Genomic DNA, 17,820 nt, shown 5'->3' with positions numbered 1-17,820 from the left:
GCCGCCGGCCCGACGCCGTGCCGTCCCCGAGGAGAGGCGAGGAACCGATGACGACGCACGTCCCCGCGGTGCTCCCGGCCATGCCGGCCCTGTCACCCGGCGTCCGCCGGATCACCCTGGACGCGGCGGGCCTCGGCCTGTCCGCGCTGCTCGCCGAGCCGGAGCACACCGCTCCGCGTGCCACCGTCGTCGCCCTGCACGGCGGCGGCATGAACTCCGGCTACTTCGACGGACAGGCGCACCCCGGGCAGTCCCTGCTCGCCCTCGGCGCCCGCCTCGGCTACACCGTCCTCGCACCGGACCGCCCCGGCTACGGCGCCTCCGCCGCCGCCCTGCCCGACGGTCTGAGCCTCGCCGACCAGGCGGACCGTCTGGCCGCCGCCCTCGACGCCTACGCCGCGACCCGTCCCATCGGCGCCGGGATCTTCCTGCTCGCCCACTCCTACGGCGGCAAGCTCGCCCTCACCGCCGCCGCCCGCCAGGCCGGCCACGGGCTGCTGGGCCTGGACATCTCCGGCTCCGGGCACCGGTACGCCGTACCGCTCGACACCCTTCCCGACGAGTACGGCCACGGCCCCTGGCCCCGGACCTGGGGCAAGCTGTGCCTCTACCCGCCGGGCGCGTTCCGGGACAGCGGCGCGCGGGTGGCCCCGATGCCGCTGCTGGAGCGCCGGGAGGCCAGAGCCTGGCCGGAGATCTTCGCCTCGGTCGCCGGGCGGGTGCGGGTACCGGTGCGCCTCACCTTCGCCCAGTACGAGGCGTGGTGGCGCCACGACGAGGAGGCCGTGGCCGAGCTGCGACGACACCTGGCCGGAGCACGCTCCGTTACGGTCGACCGGCTCCCGGGCGCCGGCCACAACGTCAGCCTGGGCTGGGCCGCCCGCTCGTACCACCTGCGCGCTCTGGGCTTCCTGGAGGAGTGCCTCGCCCTGCGCGAGAGCGCTCCGCCCGGACGTTGAGGGCGGCGGCATGTTCGGACGGCTTCGGACCACGGTGTTCGGCTCCCTGTCGGTGCGCAACTTCCGTCTCTTCGCGGCCGGCCAGCTCGTGTCCGCCGCGGGCACCTGGATGATGGTCGTGGCCCAGGACTGGATGGTCCTCGCCCTCAGCGACGACTCGGCCGCGGCCCTGGGCGTGGTCACGGCCCTGCAGTTCGGTCCGCTGCTGCTGTTCACCCTGTACGGCGGGCGGCTCGCCGACCGCTACGACAAGCGGATGCTGCTCACCGTCGCCAACCTGGTCTCCCTCGCGCTCGCCCTGGGACTCGCGGTGCTGGAACTGACCGGTGGGGCCCGGCTGTGGCACATCCACCTGTTCGCGCTCGCCCTCGGCACGGTCAACGCCTTCGAGATACCGGCCCGGATGGCCTTCGTCAGCGAACTGGTCGGCACCCGGCTGCTGCCCAACGCCTCCGCGCTCAGCGCGGCCTACTTCAACACGGCCCGGGTGGCCGGACCGGCCCTGGCGGGACTGCTGATCGGCGTGATGGGGCCCGGCCCGGTCATGCTGCTCAACGCGGTGAGTTACCTGGCCACGGTGGTCGGTCTGCGGCGGATGCGCACCTCCGAGCTGCACCGGACCGAGCGGCCCGCCGGGCGGGGCGGTGTCCTCGACGGACTCCGGTACGTGGCGAGCCGGCCGGATCTGCTGTCGCCCACGCTCCTGGTCGCGGTGATCGGCCTGGCCGGTCTCAACTTCCAGCTGACCCTCCCCTTGATGGCGAAGACCGTCTTCCACGCCGACGCCACCTCCTTCGGGCTGCTCACCTCGGCGCTGGCGGCCGGCTCCCTGCTGGCGGCGCTGGCCGGTACCGGCCGCCGGGGCCGGCCACCGGCCCGCACGGTCCTGGTGTCCGCGCTGGCCTTCGGCCTGCTGGAGACCGCGGCGGGCGGGGCCCCCGGCTTCACCTCAGCCGTGGTCCTGCTGGGCCTCACCGGCTTCGCGTCGATCTACTTCGTGCAGGCCGCCAACCACCGCATCCAGCTCGGCAGCGATCCCGGATACCGGGGACGGGTGATGGCCCTCTACACCCTGATCCTCCAGGGCTCCACCCCGCTGGGCGCCCTGCTGGTGGGCCTCCTCGCCGAGGCGCTGGGCGCCCGCTCCGGGCTGGTCGTCGGTGGCCTCGTCTCCACGGCGGCCGCGCTGGTCGCCCTGGTCGTGGAGCGCCGGTCCCGACCGGCGCCGGACCCGCGGCCCGTCCCCGCGTCCAAGGTTGCGCACCCGACGGAGAACGGCACATGACCTACCCACGGGATCTCCCCGTCGGCCCCCGCATGGAGACGCCGGCCGGCGACGTGCACCTGTGGGCGCTGGACACGCCTGAGGGAACACAGGTGCCGGCGGCCGCCGCGGCGGAGCTGAGCCCGTCGGAGCGGCGGCGGGCCGCCGCCTTCGTCCGGCCCGCCGGGCGGCTGCTCTACGTCCGCGCGCACCTCGCCCTGCGCCGGCTGCTGTCCGCGTACGCCGGCGTCGCCCCCGCGCTCCTGGATCTGCGCCAGGACGCCTGCCCGCGGTGTGCGGGGCCGCACGGGCGTCCGGTGCTGGCCGGTCCGCCGGGGCTCCACTTCTCGCTCTCCCACAGCCACGGCCTCGCCCTGATCGGCATCGCCCGGACACCGGTGGGCGTGGACGTGCAGCGGCTACCGACCGCCCGGACCGTGGAACTGTGCCTGCCGGTCCTGCACCCGACGGAGCAGCGGGAGCTGCTCGAACTGCCGGCGGCGGCCCGGCCCCGCGCCTTCGCCGAGCTGTGGACCCGCAAGGAAGCCCTGCTCAAGGGGGTCGGCACCGGACTGAGCCACGGCGTCGGCGCGGCCCCCTACCTGGGCACACACCACGCCTCGGGCCGCTCGGCCGGCGCGCTGGGCTGGTCGGTGGCGGATCTGCCCGGCTGCCCGGACCACGCGGCCGCCTGGGCCCTCGCCGCCGGCACCGGCCCCGCCCGAGCCGTTCTGCGCGAACTGCCCCACGCGTTCCTGCACCTTCCGGGCCGTCAGGCGGCCGAGCTGCTCGGCGGGGTCGAGCCGGCCCTGTGCACGACAGAGCCGGCACCCGGCCGGCCCGGACCAAGCCCGTCCCGACCACGACGACAGGGGGAGACATGGCCGAGGCCATGACGACCGACAGGTTCGAGGAACTGCTCCGGGTCAAGGAGGAAGCCCACCGGGGCCCTGATCCGAAGGCCACCGAACGACAGCACGCGAAGGGCAAGCTGACCGCGCGCGAGCGCATCGAACTCCTCGTCGACAAGGGGAGTTTCACCGAGGTGGAGGCGCTGCGCCGGCACCGGGCGGTCGGCTTCGGCCTTGAGGCCAAGCGGCCCTACACCGATGGTGTGGTCACCGGCTGGGGCACCGTCGAGGGGCGCACCGTCTTCGTCTACGCCCACGACTTCCGTATCTTCGGCGGAGCTCTGGGCGAGGCCCACGCCCAGAAGATCCACAAGCTGATGGACATGGCGATCTCCGCGGGCGCCCCTCTCGTCTCGCTCAACGACGGAGCCGGCGCCCGGATCCAGGAGGGCGTCTCGGCACTCGCCGGGTACGGCGGGATCTTCCGGCGGAACACCCGCGCCTCCGGAGTCGTCCCGCAGATCAGCGTGATGCTCGGCCCGTGTGCCGGAGGTGCCGCGTACTCGCCGGCGCTGACGGACTTCGTCTTCGCGGTGCGGGACATCTCCCAGATGTTCATCACGGGCCCCGACGTGGTCCAGGCCGTCACCGGCGAGCAGGTCACGCAGAACGAACTGGGCGGCGCGGACGTGCACGCCGGCGTCTCGGGTGTGGCGCACTTCGTCTACGACGACGAGGAGACCTGCCTCGCCGAGGTCCGCTACCTGCTGTCCCTGCTGCCTTCCAACAACCGGGAACTGCCGCCCCGGGTACGCGGTGAGGACCCGGTGGACCGACCCTGCGACGCGCTGCTCGACCTGGTCCCGGCCGACGGCAACCGCTCCTACGACATCCGTGCGGTGATCGAGGAGATTGTCGACGACGGCGAGTTCATGGAGGTGCACGCCTCCTGGGCGCCCAACCTCGTCTGCGCGCTGGCCCGGCAGGACGGCCACGTCGTCGGCGTCGTCGCCAACCAGCCCCTGTTCATGGCGGGCGCACTGGACATCAAGGCCAGCGAGAAGGGGGCGCGGTTCGTGCAGTTCTGCGACTCCTTCAGCATCCCGCTGGTGACCCTCGTCGACGTGCCGGGCTTCCTGCCGGGTGTCGACCAGGAGCACGACGGCATCATCCGGCGCGGCGCCAAGCTGCTCTACGCGTACTGCAACGCGACCGTTCCGAGGATCTCGGTGGTGCTCCGCAAGGCCTACGGTGGCGCCTACATCGTCATGGACTCGCGGTCCATAGGCGCGGACGTCGCGCTGGCCTGGCCCTCCAACGAGATCGCGGTGATGGGCGCCGAGGGCGCGGCCAACGTGGTCTTCCGCCGTGAGATCGCCGCCGCGCGGGACCCGGACGCGACACGCTCCGAGAAGATCGAGGAGTACCGGCGCGAACTGGTCCACCCGTACTACGCCGCGGAGCGCGGCCTGGTCGACGACGTGATCGACCCACGGGAGACACGCTCGGTGCTCTGCCGAACGTTGTCCATGCTCGTCACCAAGGACGTCGACCTGCCGCACCGCAAGCACGGAAACCCGCCCCAGTGATGTCCGACCCTGCCGCCAGGAGGAGCTGACCATGCGTCACACGACCGACGTGGATACCCCCAGCAACCTGTTCCGGATCGAGCGGGGCGCTCCCGACGCCGAGGAACTGGCCGCCCTCACAGCCGTCCTGCTGTCCCGGGCCGCCGCGGCCGGCGTCGAGCCGGACGACCTGTCCCGCCGCCATCGGGCGACGGCCCGGTGGCAGCGGCCGGAGCGCACCCCCGCCTACGTGGCCCCGCACGGCTGGCGCTCCGCCGCCGCCCACCACCGTGCCCGCACCCTCTGAGAGGACTGTCATGACCACGCACGACGAACTCGACCAGTTGCGCACCCGGATACTGCGGCTCACCGACCGCGCCGAGGTGACCGAGGTGTGCGACCTCTACGTCATCCACCTCGACCGGAGCCGCCACGAGGACACCTGGTTCGGCTCGGTCTTCACCGAGGACGTCCATCTCGCCTTTCCCTTCGGTGAGTACAAGGGCTTCGAGGGGCTGACGGGCTTCCAGCGGATGGCTCGTACGAACTTCGAGCGGACCCATCACCTCGCGGGGAACTACGAGGTCCAGCTCTACCCGGAAGGCGACCACGACCGGGCACGGGTACGGGCCCACCTGATGGCCGTGCACGTCAGCAGGCGTGAGGAGCCGGCGGCCGAGCACTTCGAGATCGGCGGCCACTACGAGGCCGACCTCGTGCGCACCGGCGCCGGCTGGCGGATCCGGAGGTTCGCCTTCGACCTGGTGTGGCACGCCGGGCAGCGGCCGGCCGCCGGTCACTGACCCGGGGGCGGCCGGGGAGCGGGGGCGGGCCGGGACCGGGCAGCCGGGGGGGCGCGGCCGGCGCCCCCCACCCGCGCCGCCTCAGCTCCGGGCAAGGTACCCGTGCAGGAACGCTCGCACGCCGGCCGTCGCCATGGCGACCAGTTCCTCCTCGCACATCGCGTCCGCACCGGCCGGGCCCCGGCCCCAGGTGTTGGTCACGAGCACCACGAAGTGCTGGGCCGCGAAGTCGGCGTCGGAGACCCGCAGTAACCCGCGTTCGGCGAGTCGGGCCATGCAGGAGGCGAGGATGCGCTGGACGCGCAGCGGTCCCGCCTTCTGCCAGGTCTCGCGAAGATGAGGCGGGAAGTCGTCGCCGGCGGTGCTGATCCGGCCGACGATCGCGAAGTGGTCGGTGAACTCCGGTCGGGGCCGCACCCAGTCCCTGGCCAGCCTGATCAGGTCGGCCTCCAGATCATCGCCGGCCGTGACGCCGCCGAGGTGGCGCAGGGTCATCGCCTCGTGCGAGGCGGCCACCTGTTCGGTGCTGTCCGTGACGACGGTGGCGAACAACTCCTCTTTGCTGACGAAGTGGTTGTAGATCGTGCGGGTGGAGACACCCGCCTTGGCGGCGATCTCGTCGATGCTCGCGCCCCCGTAGCCGGCCTGGCCGAATACCTTCCGCGACGCACGCAGGATGGCCCGTCGTTTCGCGGGGTATCCCTTGCGAGGTCGTGCTCGGCCGGGCTCTCCGGTGTCCGTCATCGTGGCGCCTCCTCGTGAACCGCTACGTTAGCTCCCTGCCCTTACAGCGAGTACTTTACTTGCTCGCATACAGGTTGTACTTTACCTTTATGAGCCAATCACGGAAGCTCGACGGCGCCGAGCTGCCCTCAGGGGCGCCCCCTCCTCCCGTCGGGAGAGTCAAGGCCGGGCTGACCCTCGGGTCCGTCCTCCTCGGCTACCTGATCATCCCGATGGCCATGTCCGGCACCAGCGTCGCGCTGCCCCGCATCGCCGCCGACCTCGGCGGCAGCGGTGGTGCTCTGCAATGGGTGGTCACGGGCTACTTCCTCGCGGCCTCGTGCCTGATGCTCGTGGCGGGATCACTCGGTGACCTGTTCGGCCGGCGCCGGATCTTCCGGGTCGGGGCCGCGCTCTACACGCTCAGCACCTTCGGCGCCGCTCTGGCGCCGCACGTGCTGGTCCTCGACGCGGCCCGCACCCTGTCAGGGGTGGGGGCCGCGGCGGTGATGGCGTGCGGGGGCGCCATCCTGGCGAGCACCTTCCGGGGCGCCGCCCGGATCAGGGCCTTCGCCATGGTCGGAACCACCGTGGGGGTCGGCCTCGCCTTCGGACCGACCTTCGCGGGCTGGCTGGTGAGCACCGTCGGCTGGCGTGAGATGTTCGCCGCGTTCGCCGCCGTGGGCGTGCTGTTCGTGGCGGGCACGCTGTTCATGTCCGAGTCCGCGGCCGAGCAGCGCTCCCGGTTCGACCTGGCCGGCAGCCTGACCTTCATGCTCGGCATCATCGGCCTGATGTACGGCACCAACCTGGTGGCCTCGTCCGGCTGGACCAGCCCGAAGGTGCTGGGCTGTGTCGGCGCCGGTCTGCTGATGTTCGCGCTGTTCGTCGTCGTCGAGCGGCGCGCCCATACGCCGGTCCTCGACCTGGAGCTGCTCCGTGGCGGTCCGTTCACGGGCTGGCTGCTGGCCGCGCTCGCCATGGCCGTCGGCACGGTCGGCGTCCTGGTCTATCTGCCGACGTACCTGCAGGGTGCGGGCGGCTACTCCGCCGGAGACGCCGGCACCATGATGCTGGCGATGACCCTGCCGGTCCTTTTGGTGCCCCCCCTGGCCGGAAAGCTGGTCAACCAGGGCACGCCGCCCCGGCTGCTGATCATCCTGGCGATCGGGCTGATCGCCGGCGGCAACGCCTGGCTCACCGTTCTCGCCCCCGGTTCGGGCATCGCCAACCTGGTCGGACCGCTGGTGCTGCTCGGCGTCGGCAACGGTCTGGCCGCCGCCCTCATCGACGCGCAGGCGATGGAACACGTCGCCCCCGACCGGGTCGGCATGGCGTCGGGGCTGTTGAACACCATGCGCGGCGGTGCCAACGCCCTGGTCCTCGCGATCTTCGGTGCCCTCCTGATCACCCTGATGGAGTCGTCCGTGGGTGGACGTGAGGTGGCCGGCCGGGTCGCCGCCGGCGACCTGGGCGGGGGCCGCACCGAGTTCCTGACCGCGAAGTACACCGAAGCCTGGCATGTCGTGCTGTGGGCGGTCGCCGCCCTGTGCGCGGTGTCGGCCCTGGTGGTCCACCGTCTGATCGGCCCCCGGCCCGCGCACCGCGAGGACCCGGCGCCCGCCCCGCAGCCGGCCGGAACCGCCGTGAACGAGAAGGAGTGACGGCTGTGCCCACGACACTGCCGACGACGTCCATGGGCGGCACCGGCCTCGTGGTTCCCCTCCAGGGACTGGGCTGCATGCGGATGACCGAATCGGCCGCCGCGGCCGGCCGGGCCGAGGCGAGCACCATCGTCAACCACGCGCTGGACCTCGGCGCCACCATGATCGACACCTCCGACGATGGTGTCCCTCTGCGCCGAACTCGGCGTCGGGGTGGTGCCGTTCTCGCCCAACGGCCGCGGGCTGCTCAGCGGCCGGCCGGACACGACGGCGGGGTTCGCCCACACCTTTCCCGGCCGTGAGGACCTCCCCGCCGCCTCGATCCTGCTCGGCGCCGACGAGCTGAACCGGCTCGACGCGGCGTCACCGCCCCCCGCCTGATCCGCGACAGCTCCAGCGCGAGACCCCTCGACCCGTACCCGTGCCCGTACCCGCCCGCCCATCCGCTTCCTGGAGGAACCGTGTTCATCGCCTACGTCGTCGTCGCCGTCCTGCTGTCGATCCTGCTGGCCTTCTCCGGCCGCAGCATGCTGGTCAAGGACAAGGACATCATGGAGACACTCGACCGGCTGGCCGTGCCGAAGAGCTGGATCCCCATGCTGGCCCTGCTGAAGTTCGCGGGCGCCGTGGGCCTGTTGATCGGCATCTTCTACCGGCCGCTGGGCATCGCCGCCGCGATCGGTGTGGTGCTCTTCTTCATCGGCGCGGTCATCTCCCACCTGCGGGTCAAGGACGCCAAGGGTGCTCCGGTGCCGGTCGTCCTCGTCCTGCTGGCGGCTGCCCCGGTGGTCCTCGGACTCGCCACGGTGTGACGGTGCGCGGAATGCCGCGCTCCTCAGGCCCGCACGGGCGACGCCGTGCGGGCCTGAGCGGGCTCGGCCATTGCATACGATGCGGGTGGTGTCCGTTGTCAGCCGCCGTGGACACAAGGGCTTGGGAAAGGATGCTTCGTGGCAGGCAGGATGGTGGAGAAGCGGGAGTCGATCATGCGCGGGGCCCGCGCGGTCTTCGGCCGTGACGGGTACACGCGTACCAGTGTCGACGCGATCGCCAAGGAGGCGGGGGTCTCCACCCGGACGATCTACAACCACTTCGAGAACGGCAAGGCCGAGCTGTTTCGCATCATCGTCGAGGAGGGCGCGGTCCAGATCCACGACGCGCAGCTCGACGTGATCGACCGCTGGCTGCGCAAGGTCACCGACCTGGAGGACGACCTCGTCGACTTCGGACGGGCCTGGGTCGAGCCGCTCGGCACCTTCCCGGATCACTTCGCGCTGGTGAGGCAGTTGCGGGCGGAGGTGGGGCACCTGCCACCCGAGCTCCTGAAGGCATGGGAGGAGGCCGGGCCGCTGCGGGTCGAGAGCGCCCTCGGGGAGCGTTTCCAAGCCCTGGCGGACGACGGCATGCTGTGGACCGACGACCCGCGCCAGACCGCGGTGCACTTCCTCCAGCTGATCTCGGGAGAGATCATCGACCGCTCCTACTACGGAGCGCTGCCGCTGCCTGCCGAAGAGGTGAGCAGCCTTGTCCGCTCCGGCGTCCGGGCCTTCCTGCGCGGCTACCTGCCGCGCTGACCGGACCTCGGGGACGGGCGTGCCCGACGCCGCATGACGTTCACCTGACGTAACCGCGTCAACATTTGCATCGCCCTCTCTTGAGCCGCACACCGGCAGCGACAAGGCTTACGAACACCGCGAAGGTCGTTCACCTCCGCGCGCGCACCGGTGTTGGGCACAGAGAGAGGCAGCCATGTCGGCATCCGCACGTACCGTCCGGTTCGGATTCGGTCCCTGGAGCGCCGGAGTCGGTGACTCCGCCGACCTGCTCCGGTACGCCGTTCAGGCCGACCGTGCCGGACTCGACCTCTTCACCCTCTCCGACCACCCCCACGTGGGCGGCAGGCTCGACGCGTACGCCGTCCTCGGCGTCGTCCTCGGCAGCACCTCCCACCTCACCGGTGCCGTCAACGTCACCAACCTGCCGAGCCGCCCCGCCCCCATGCTGGCCCGCTCGATCACCTCGCTGTCGGCACTCTCCGGCGGCCGGGTCGCGCTCGGGCTCGGGGCGGGCGGCTCCGGGGACGACATCGTGCGCCTGGGCGTGCCCCGGCTCACCCCCGGTCAGGCCGTCCGGGCGCTGGAAGAGGCGGTCACCGTGATCCGCAAGCTCTCCGGGGGAGGAGCACCGGTCACGTTCGAGGGCGAGTTCACCTCCCTGGACCGGGCCGAGCCGTCCCCGGTCCCGGCCCCACCCGTCTGGACCGGCTCCGTCGGCCCGAAGTCCCTGGCCGTCACGGGGCGGGTGGCCGACGGGTGGTTCCCCGGGCACGCCTCCGACTGGGCGAGCGAGCTGTACCGCGATTCCCGGCCGCGCATCGACGAGGCCGCGGCCGCGGCGGGCCGCGACCCCGCGGACATCGAGACCATCTTCAACCTCCCCGGTCGCATCACCGACCACCCGCTGCCCCGGACCCGGGACGAGGACGGCCGCTGGGCCGGCGGGTCCGTCAGCCAGTGGGTCGAGGAACTCACCCGCGCCGTCCTCGAACACGGCGCCGGCGGGTTCGTGTTCTTCGACTTCGCCGATCCCGCGCCCACGGACGTCTCGCTGGGCCGCTGGGCCACCGAGATCGTCCCGGCGGTCCGCGAGGCACTGGCCAAGGGCTGACGCCGCTTGGACACCTCGTCCGCCGCCCCACGCGCTACGCCAGGAGACACTCCTCATGAAGGCAATCCGCCCGCTCAGAACCCTCGCCCTGCTCGCATGCTCCGCACTCGTCCTCAGCGCCTGTGACAGCGGCGCCGCGGGGGGCGCGGACCCGGGCCGGCCGGTCAGCGGCGGCACCCTCACCTACGCCGTCAACTCCGAACCGGTGAACCTCGACCCGCACGCCAGCCCGCAGGACGTCACCGCGCTCTTCGCGCGGCCCGTGCTCGACTCGCTCGTCTCGATGGACGCGGACGGCCGGATCCGGCCCTGGCTGGCCAAGTCCTGGAGCGTCTCCGCCGACGGGAAGACGTACACGTTCACCCTGCGGGAAGGGGTCACGTTCCACGACGGGACGCCGTTCGACGCGGAAGCGGTCAAGGCCAACCTCGACCACGTCGTCGACCCGAAGACGAAGTCCGAGATGGCGGCCGGCTACATCGAGCCCTACCGGGGCACGAAGGTGACCGGACCACACACCGTCGCGGTCTCCCTGGAACGTCCGCACGCGCCGTTCCTCGCCGCGCTCTCCACGGCCTACCTCGGAATACAGTCGCCCGCGGCGCTGCGCCGGGGGGCGGAGTCGATCTCCCGGAAGCTGGTCGGCTCGGGGCCGTTCGTCATGGAGAACTTCACCCCGCGCAAGGGCGCCGAGTACCGGCGCAACGAGGGCTACGACTGGGCGCCCGGGACCAGGAGCCGCAAAGGCCCCGCCCGGCTGAAGGGTCTCGAACTCCAGGTCGTCACCGAGGACTCCGCCCGGGTGGGCGCACTGACCAGCGGCCAGGTGGACGCCATCGCGCAGGTGCCGCCGTCCGCCGTCCGCCAGGTGGACTCCGACCCGCGGCTGCGTACCGCGAAGCACCAGGCGCCGGGCGGCGCGTACACCTACTACCCGAACACCGGTGCCGGTGTCTTCAAGGACGTCAGGGTCCGCCGGGCGTTCCGGGACGGCATCGACTTCACCACCGTCGTCAAGGAGCTCTACTTCGGCGCGTTCGACCGGGCCCACGCGCCGTTGTCCCCCAGCACCCCCGGCGCTCCCCCCGTTCCGCGGAAGCTGGGGTACGACCCGAAGGGCGCCGCAAAGCTCCTCGACGAGGCGGGCTGGGACGAGCGCGACGATCAGGGATACCGGACGAAGGAAGGCAGCCGCCTCACCGTCCGCTGGCCGTTCGTGCAGGCCAGCGGTGCCCGGGAACAGCGCTCCACCCTCGCCGCCCAGATCCAGGCCGAGGCGAAGGAACTGGGCATCGAGCTGAAGCTCGTCGAGGGCACCCTCAACGAGCTCATCCAGCGGTACTCCAAGGGCGACTACGACCTCATGGACCTCAGCTGGACCCGCGCCGACGGCGACGCCCTGCGGAACCTCTTCCACTCGGACAGCATCGCCACCCCCGAGAAGTTCGGTCAGAACGCCGCCCGGTACGACGACGAGGAGACCGACTCCCTGCTTGAGGAGGCCCTCACGAACTCGGACCCGGAGCGGCGCGAGCAGCTGTACGGTCAGGTGCAGGGCCGGGTGGCCGCCGAGTCGGCCGCCTTCCCCGTCTACGTCACCAACGCGGTCGTGGGCGTCTCCGACAAGGTGCAGGGCCTCGGCTGGGACCCGCAGGCGTACCCGACCTTCGACGACGCGTGGCGGGCCCCGTGACGACCGTGCGACACCATCGGGTGCGCGCGGTCCTGGTCCGCCTGGGTACCTCGGTACTCGTCCTGTGGGGCGCGGTCACCGTCTCCTTCACAGCCCTCCGGCTCACTCCGGGAAGCGTCGAGGACGCGCTGATCGGCACCAGCACCGTCACCCCGCAGGTCCGGGCGCAGATCGTCGCGGACTACGGGCTCGACCAGTCGTTCCTCGTCCAGTACGGCACCTACCTCGGGAACGTGGCGACCGGTGACCTCGGGCACTCCTACCAGCTGCACCGGTCCGTGGCCTCCGCGGTCGGCTCCCAGGCCGGCGACTCCATGGCCCTCGCACTGACGGCCCTGGTACTCGCCCTGGTCGCCTCCACGGTGCTCGCCCTGCTCACCGCCCGCCGGGCCCGGTGGCTGCGCGGGTTCTCCTCAACCGTGGAGCTGGTCGGCGTCTCCGTACCCACGTTCTGGGTGGGCATCCTGCTCCTGACCTTCTTCTCCTTCCGGCTCGGCTGGTTCCCGGCGGCCGGGGGCGAGGGCCTGGCGGGCCTCGTGCTGCCCGCCGTGGCCGTGGCGGTGCCACTGACCGCGCTCCTCACCCAGGTCATGCGCGAAGGGCTGGAGACCGCCCTGGACGAACCGTTCGTCCTCACGGCGCGGGCCCGCGGCATGTCCGACGCCGGAGTCCGGCTGCGGCACGCGCTGCGGCACGCACTCCTGCCCGTCGTCACGCTGGCCGGCTGGATGCTGGGCAGCCTCATCGGGGCGCTGGTCGTCATCGAGCAGGTCTTCAACCGCCAGGGCGTGGGCCGGCTCGTCCTCGCCGCCGTCCAGGACAAGGACATGCCCGTGGTCATGGGGGTCGTGCTGCTCAGCGCGGCCGTGTACGTCACCGTCAGCGCCCTGCTCGACCTGGTGTACCGGATCGTCGACCCCCGCCTGCGGGGTACCGCGTGACCATCCCGGCACCGCTCCGAGTCCGTGCGCTCCGTCGTCGTGCGCCGCGCATCCGTCCCGGACTGTGGTCCGCCATGGCGTTCCTCGTCCTGATCGCGCTCGCCGCGGCCGTCCCGGGCCTGCTGGCCGACGGCTCGCCCACCGCCTCGGACATCAGCCAGACCCTGCGACCGCCCGGCGCCGACCACCCGCTGGGCACGGACGCCAACGGGCGGGACGTCTACACGCGCATCGTCCACGGAGCGCGCCCCTCACTGCTGACCGGCATCGGCGCCACCGCCCTCGCCGTCGTGTGCGGCACCCTGCTCGGCCTGTTGGCGGGACTGGGCGGCCGCGTCGCCGACGAGGTCGTCATGCGGCTGGCCGACATGGTCCTGGCGCTGCCGAGTCTGCTGCTCGCTCTGCTGATCCTCGGTGTCACCGGGCCCGGCACCGTGGGAACCCTGTACGCCATCGCCGTCTACAGCATCCCGCTGTACGCGCGGCTCGTCCGGGTGCAGACCCTGGCGATCCGGCACTCCGGCTACGTCGAGGCCGCCAGGTCACTCGGCCTGCGGGAGCCGGTCATCGTCCTCCGGCACATCGTGCCCAACGCCTTCGGGCCGATCCTGGTGCTCGCCACCATCGAGGTCGGCACCGCGATCGTCGCGGTCTCCTCGCTGAGCTACCTCGGCTTCGGCCCGCAACCGCCCGCGCCCGAGTGGGGCGCGATGCTCGGCGGCGGACGGGACTACTTCGCCATCGCCTGGTGGGTCGCGGTGTTCCCGGGCCTCGCCATCACGGCGACGGTGCTGTCGACCGTCGTCACCGGCCGCTGGCTTCAGCGGCGCCTGGAAGGGAGGCCCACGTGAGCCGTACGCCGCCGCAGGACCAGCCGCTCGTCGAAGTCCGCGGGCTGTCCGTCGCGTTCCCGGGGGAGCGGGGCGCACCGGCCCACGCCGTACGGGACGTCTCGTTCACCGTGCGTCCGGGGGAGTGCCTCGCGATCGCGGGCGAGTCCGGGTCGGGCAAGAGCGTCACCGCTCGCAGCCTCCTCGGTCTCGCCGGGCCGGACGCCCGCGTCACCGCCGAGACGCTGCGCGTCGCGGGCAAGGACGCGACCGGCTACAGCGACCGGCAGTGGCGCGCCGTACGCGGCCGGCACATCGGCCTCGTCCTGCAGGACGCCCTCGTGTCCCTCGACCCGCTGCGCCGCACCGGCCGGGAGATCTCCGAAGCCCTGCGGCTGCACCGCCCCCTCTCGCGCGAGGAGGCCGCCGCCCGTGCGGTCGAGCTGCTGCGCCTGACCGGCACTCCGGAGCCCGAGCTGCGCGCCCGGCAGTATCCGCACCAGTTGTCCGGGGGACTGCGGCAACGTGCTCTCATCGCCTGCGCCCTGGCCTGCGACCCTCCGCTGATCGTCGCGGACGAACCCACGACGGCGCTCGACGTGACGGTCCAGGCCCAGATCCTGCGACTGCTCGCCGAGCGAAAGGCGGCCGGCACGGCCTTGCTGCTCATCAGCCACGACCTGTCCGTGGTGGCGCAGCTGGCCGACCGTGTGATGGTGATGAAGGACGGCCTCGTCGTCGAGGAGGGCCCCGCCCGCCGGCTCCTCACGACCCCGCGGCACCCGTACACCCGCCAGCTGCGCGACGCCGTGCCCACGGGGCTGCGGCGCGCCCGGGACCACGTCGCGCGTCCGGCGACGGCCACGCCCACCGGCCCGGCGGCCGGCGACGGGACGCCGCTGATCGAAGCGCGGGGGCTGTACGCCTCGTACGGCGGACGGCGCGTCGTCGAGGACGTGTCCTTCTCGCTGCGTGCGGGCGAGACGCTCGGCCTCGTGGGCGAGTCGGGTTCCGGCAAGACCACCCTCGCCCGGCTGGTCACCGGCCTGATCCGGCCCGACGACGGCCGACTGCTCGTCGACGGCCGGACCTGGCAGGAGCGGACGGCCCGGGAACGGAGGGAGATCCGGCGGTCCGTCCAGACCGTGCACCAGGACCCGCTGGGCTCCTTCGACCCCCGCTTCAGCGTCCGGCGGGTGCTGGAGGAGGCCCTCACCGCCGGCCGGGACCGGAAGCCCTCCCGGGCGTCGCGACGGGAGCAAGCGGCGGAACTGCTCGAACAGGTCGGCCTCGACGCCGCGTTGCTCGAACGCAGGCCGCTGCGTCTGTCCGGCGGACAGCGCCAGCGCGTCGCCATCGCCCGTGCCCTGGTGCTGCGGCCGCGCGTCCTCATCTGCGACGAGCCGGTCTCCGCGCTCGACGTCACGGTCCAGGCGGAGATCCTGCGGCTCCTCGACGGGCTGCGGGCCGAGCACGGCGTCGCCTGTCTGTTCATCTCCCACGACCTGCGGGTGGTGCGTGAGGTCAGCGACCGGGTAGTGGTACTCAAGGACGGCCGCGCCGTGGAGACGGGTGACACCGAGGACGTCTTCACCGAGCCCCGCCACGCCTACACCCGCGAACTGCTCTCCGCCGTACCCGACCTGCCCGAGAAGGTGCTCATATGACCAGAACCGCGGACAGCGACATCCCCGTCTCCACCGGCCCCTCGGACAGCGGCGCCCCGGCCTTCGCCAGCCCCGCGGACATCGGAACGTACGGTCCGTACGGACCCGGAAGGGTGGCCGAGGGGGCCGAGGGCTGGCAGCGTCCCCGTTACCCGTTCCGTGGCAGGATCACCGCCGACGGCAGCAGCGGGTACCGCGCCGAGCCGGGCCGCTACCACCTCTGGGCGGCGTGGAGCTGCGGCTGGGCACAGCGTGCCGCCATCGTGCGCAAGCTGAAGGGGCTTGAGGAGGTCGTCACGCTGTCCTACGTGGACGACGAACGGGACGGCAGGGGATGGGCGTTCAGGGAACGCCGAGGCCCTGACCCGGTCAGGGGGTTCCGGCTGCTCCTTGACGCGTACGAGGCGACCGAGCCCGGCTACCCGGGCCACATATCCACCCCCGTGCTCTGGGACCGCCGCACCGGCCGTATCGTCAGCAACCATTCCGGCGACATCACCACCGACCTGTGCACCGCCTTCGACGCGTGGGCCGCTCCGGGTCCGGACCTGCGGCCGGAACCGCTCCGCTCCGAGATCGACGAGCTGAACGAGTACCTCTACGAGAACGTCAACGACGGGGTGTACCGCGTCGACGGCGCCGGGACGCAGGCCGGGTACGAGTCGTCGCGACAGCGGGTGTGCCAGGCGCTGGAGGCGCTCGACGCCCGGCTCGCGGACCGCAGATACCTGCTCGGTGACGCGGTGAGCGAACCGGACGTCCGGCTCTGGCCGACACTCGCCCGGTTCGACCTCGCCTACAACCCGGTCGGCGGCATCTGCCGCGGTGGCCTCCGGGCCTTCCCGCACCTGTGGGCGTACGCACGCGGCCTGTACCGCCTGCCCGCCTTCCGGGGCACCACCGACTTCGGCGCCTACCGCATGAGCCCGCCTCCCGAGCGGGCCGACGGCGTCCGGCACATCGACGTCGACCCCGCGGACCTCGACTGGCGGTGAGGCCGCGGTGTGACGCTGCGGTGTGCGGGCGAACTCTCCTGTCACTCACCGCCGTTGTCCACCCCCAGCATGAGCAACGATGGTTGCAGTGTTTGCCATCATTGTTGTACCTTCAGAGCACATGACATCGTGTCAGTCAATGCGAAGAAAGCAGGACCCATGACCCGGATCGCCGTCATCGTCGGAAGCACTCGTCCCACGCGCCGTACCGCGGTCGCCGCGCAGTGGGTTCTCGAAGCCGCAGGACGCCACCCGGCCGTCAAGAACGAGGACGTCACCGTAGAACTGGTGGACCTGGTCGACTTCAACCTTCCCCACCTGGACGAGCCCGCGCCGGCGGCCTTCGGTGTGTACACCCACGAGCACACCAAGCGCTGGGCGGCTGCCATCGCCGGGTTCGACGGCTTCGTCTTCGTCACCCCCGAGTACAACGCCTCCCTTCCCGGTTCGCTGAAGAACGCCATCGACTTCCTGCACGGCGAGTGGGCGCACAAGCCGGCCGGATTCGTCGGCCACGGCGTCCACGGCGCCACCCGCGCCGTCGAGCACCTGCGCGGCGTCCTGGCCGAGCTGAAGGTCGCCACGGTCAGCAGCCAGGTCGCCCTCTCCGCCTTCACCGACTTCGCCATCACCGACCCCACCCTCCCCGGCGACATCACCCCCGGCGAGCACCAGGAGGCCACCCTCCACGAGCTGCTCGACGACCTCGTCCTCTGGGCCGAGTCCTTCAAGCAGGTCCGAGCGACGGTCGCGCAGAAGGCCGCGACCGAGGCCTGACACCGGCCGCTCCGGTTCGCCCCTGACGGCGAACCCATGCCCCTACGGGGCCCCGGCCTACGGGGCCCCGTAGGGGCAGTAGGAGGCCTGCCGGAGTGGACGTGCCGGCGCCGCACCGACCGGCGGCAGTCGGGCGGCCCGGGGGAGTTTCACCCCCGGGCTCCCACGGATCCGTACGTGACAGTCTCCCGTCATACGGCTCCTGTCGTCCTGGTCACCGGACCCGGGCGGGCTGGGGCATCCCGCTCGCCCCGTCGCCGGAGGGTCTTCCTCAGCCGAGAGTGATGCGGCGGAACCTCCTGAGCGCGAGCAGCATGAACGCACCCGTGATCAGGCAGGCGCAGACCACGGCGTAGGGGAGTGCGTGCACGACCGGCCAGGTGTCGCTCGTCGGAACGCCGGCCGGCGGCGGGTTGCC

The 17,820-nt window shown here is 72.2% G+C and carries 18 protein-coding genes; 17 read left to right on the top strand and 1 reads right to left on the bottom strand.

The window, feature by feature from the left end; genetic code table 11:
• Positions 1–47: 47 nt before the first annotated feature.
• Genes AB0F29_RS39795 through AB0F29_RS39770 form a run of 6 tightly spaced genes read left to right on the top strand, consistent with a single transcriptional unit; the run spans position 48 to position 5,445 of the window.
• Positions 48–959 (top strand): alpha/beta hydrolase, encoded by a 912-nt coding sequence (locus AB0F29_RS39795; RefSeq protein WP_361883396.1) that lies wholly within the window; start codon positions 48–50, stop codon positions 957–959.
• Between the two features lie 10 nt (positions 960–969).
• Positions 970–2,244: an MFS transporter gene (locus tag AB0F29_RS39790; protein WP_361883394.1), complete on the top strand. Its 1,275-nt coding sequence runs from the start codon at positions 970–972 to the stop codon at positions 2,242–2,244.
• Entirely contained in the window at positions 2,241–3,119 is an 879-nt protein-coding gene (locus AB0F29_RS39785; RefSeq protein ID WP_361883391.1) for a 4'-phosphopantetheinyl transferase superfamily protein, read from the top strand. The genes AB0F29_RS39790 and AB0F29_RS39785 overlap by 4 nt, the downstream gene beginning before the upstream one ends.
• Positions 3,116–4,663, top strand: coding sequence for an acyl-CoA carboxylase subunit beta (locus AB0F29_RS39780; protein ID WP_361883388.1), 1,548 nt, complete (start codon positions 3,116–3,118; stop codon positions 4,661–4,663). Before AB0F29_RS39785 ends, AB0F29_RS39780 begins: the two co-directional genes overlap by 4 nt.
• Positions 4,664–4,694: 31 nt before the next feature.
• A complete protein-coding gene (locus AB0F29_RS39775; protein WP_361883385.1) occupies positions 4,695–4,949 on the top strand; it encodes an acyl-CoA carboxylase subunit epsilon in 255 nt (84 codons plus the stop codon).
• A 10-nt stretch (positions 4,950–4,959) separates the two neighbouring features.
• Positions 4,960–5,445, top strand: a complete 486-nt coding sequence (locus tag AB0F29_RS39770; protein WP_361883382.1) for a nuclear transport factor 2 family protein — start codon at positions 4,960–4,962, stop codon at positions 5,443–5,445.
• 81 nt (positions 5,446–5,526) lie between these two features.
• Here AB0F29_RS39770 and AB0F29_RS39765 read toward each other — a convergent pair whose 3' ends face one another.
• On the bottom strand, positions 5,527–6,189 hold the full coding sequence (locus AB0F29_RS39765) for a TetR/AcrR family transcriptional regulator (protein WP_361883379.1): 663 nt from the start codon (positions 6,187–6,189) through the stop codon (positions 5,527–5,529).
• An 89-nt stretch (positions 6,190–6,278) separates the two neighbouring features.
• Between AB0F29_RS39765 and AB0F29_RS39760 the strand changes: the two genes are divergently transcribed.
• The 11 genes from AB0F29_RS39760 (at position 6,279) to AB0F29_RS39710 (ending at position 17,402) form a co-directional block, all read left to right on the top strand.
• On the top strand, positions 6,279–7,832 hold the full coding sequence (locus AB0F29_RS39760) for an MFS transporter (protein WP_361883376.1): 1,554 nt from the start codon (positions 6,279–6,281) through the stop codon (positions 7,830–7,832).
• Positions 7,833–8,012: 180 nt separating this feature from the next.
• Positions 8,013–8,213 (top strand): hypothetical protein, encoded by a 201-nt coding sequence (locus AB0F29_RS39755; protein WP_361883373.1) that lies wholly within the window; start codon positions 8,013–8,015, stop codon positions 8,211–8,213.
• Between the two features lie 80 nt (positions 8,214–8,293).
• Positions 8,294–8,644 (top strand): DoxX family protein, encoded by a 351-nt coding sequence (locus tag AB0F29_RS39750; RefSeq protein ID WP_361883370.1) that lies wholly within the window; start codon positions 8,294–8,296, stop codon positions 8,642–8,644.
• A 138-nt stretch (positions 8,645–8,782) separates the two neighbouring features.
• On the top strand, positions 8,783–9,406 hold the full coding sequence (locus AB0F29_RS39745) for a TetR/AcrR family transcriptional regulator (protein ID WP_361883367.1): 624 nt from the start codon (positions 8,783–8,785) through the stop codon (positions 9,404–9,406).
• 175 nt (positions 9,407–9,581) lie between these two features.
• Positions 9,582–10,499: an LLM class flavin-dependent oxidoreductase gene (locus AB0F29_RS39740; RefSeq protein WP_361883364.1), complete on the top strand. Its 918-nt coding sequence runs from the start codon at positions 9,582–9,584 to the stop codon at positions 10,497–10,499.
• Between the two features lie 55 nt (positions 10,500–10,554).
• The gene (locus AB0F29_RS39735; protein WP_361883361.1) at positions 10,555–12,192 is read left to right on the top strand and encodes an ABC transporter substrate-binding protein; all 1,638 of its coding nucleotides are present in this window, start codon (positions 10,555–10,557) and stop codon (positions 12,190–12,192) included.
• Positions 12,189–13,133, top strand: a complete 945-nt coding sequence (locus AB0F29_RS39730) for an ABC transporter permease (RefSeq protein ID WP_361883358.1) — start codon at positions 12,189–12,191, stop codon at positions 13,131–13,133. Before AB0F29_RS39735 ends, AB0F29_RS39730 begins: the two co-directional genes overlap by 4 nt.
• A gap of 74 nt (positions 13,134–13,207) precedes the next feature.
• Complete coding sequence (locus AB0F29_RS39725; protein ID WP_361883355.1) at positions 13,208–13,984, top strand: ABC transporter permease; 777 nt, start codon at positions 13,208–13,210, stop codon at positions 13,982–13,984.
• The gene (locus tag AB0F29_RS39720; RefSeq protein ID WP_361883352.1) at positions 13,981–15,630 is read left to right on the top strand and encodes an ABC transporter ATP-binding protein; all 1,650 of its coding nucleotides are present in this window, start codon (positions 13,981–13,983) and stop codon (positions 15,628–15,630) included. The genes AB0F29_RS39725 and AB0F29_RS39720 overlap by 4 nt, the downstream gene beginning before the upstream one ends.
• The gene (locus AB0F29_RS39715) at positions 15,627–16,625 is read left to right on the top strand and encodes a glutathione S-transferase C-terminal domain-containing protein (RefSeq protein WP_361883349.1); all 999 of its coding nucleotides are present in this window, start codon (positions 15,627–15,629) and stop codon (positions 16,623–16,625) included. Before AB0F29_RS39720 ends, AB0F29_RS39715 begins: the two co-directional genes overlap by 4 nt.
• A 159-nt stretch (positions 16,626–16,784) precedes the next feature.
• Complete coding sequence (locus tag AB0F29_RS39710) at positions 16,785–17,402, top strand: NAD(P)H-dependent oxidoreductase (RefSeq protein ID WP_361883346.1); 618 nt, start codon at positions 16,785–16,787, stop codon at positions 17,400–17,402.
• The last annotated feature ends 418 nt before the right edge of the window (positions 17,403–17,820 follow it).

The sequence above is a fragment of the Streptomyces sp. NPDC026589 genome (assembly GCF_040638385.1).
Classification (GTDB): Bacteria; Actinomycetota; Actinomycetes; order Streptomycetales; family Streptomycetaceae; genus Streptomyces.
Note: the sequence above shows the minus strand (reverse complement) of the source record. Positions and strands in the feature narration are given on the sequence as shown.